The sequence below is a fragment of the Stutzerimonas sp. LR2 genome (genome assembly GCF_055755175.1).
The window spans coordinates 1-841 of record NZ_JBVTRR010000061.1; the positions used below are offsets into that span (position 1 = coordinate 1).

Annotated in this window: 1 protein-coding gene; it reads right to left on the bottom strand. The window is 47.3% G+C overall.

Translation table 11 applies throughout. From position 1 onward, the window contains the following. A partial coding sequence (locus ACVRRC_RS22035; protein ID WP_472997585.1) for an SDR family NAD(P)-dependent oxidoreductase occupies positions 1 to 755 on the bottom strand: 755 nt, incomplete at its 3' end. Positions 756 to 841 lie beyond the last annotated feature (86 nt).

Sequence of the window (841 nt, forward strand, 5' to 3'; positions counted from 1 at the left end):
ACATCCCAGACTGCCCCGGTTACCCACGAAGCTTTATCTGAAAGCAGGAAAACAATAGTTTCCGCAACATCGCGCGGTGTACCATTCCGGCCTAGCGGATGGAAGTTATTGAAACTGGCCAGCGCACCATCCAGTTGTTCACCCGGAATAAAACGTTCGAAAATTCGGGTTTCAACAATACCAGGGCTTACTGCATTGACACGAATACCGTGCTCAGCCAGCTCTGCTGCGGCGTGGCGTGTCAGAGTATCCAGACCCGTTTTAGCCATTGAGTAAGCTGATGCAGTGATGGTTTCTACTGCCTGGCGTGCAGCGACTGCAGTAACATTCACAATAGATCCAGCTTTCTTCTGATCTACAAGTGATGCAGCAACATGCTGTGTAATAAAGAAGAATGCCCGGTTCAGATCGAGGAAGTTGTTGTAATCCACGGCTGAATGCTCAAGGAAACTTTTTGGGTAGTAAATGCCGGCGGAATTGACCAGCATATCAATATCGCTGTGCTCCTTTTTCAGGGCAGCGATGAGCTTTGCAACACTTTCCATACTGGATAAGTCAGCAGTCAGAGTGAATGCATTCTCCTCACCCGAAATAGCCACGAGTTCCTGGCGTGCGGCTTCTGCTTTTTCAGCACGGCTACCTATAATGACAGCCTTTCCGCCCTGTTCTAAAACCATCTTTGCTGTTTCAAGACCGATCCCACTGGTGCCACCAATGATCAGGACTTTATGATTCTTAAACTGTGTACCTTGCATAATTCCTCCGGTGAGGTAAGTTTCTGTAATTAACTATCTACTGGTAGGTAGTCTGAGCGAAAGTGTTTTCTTTGTCAAGTTTACGT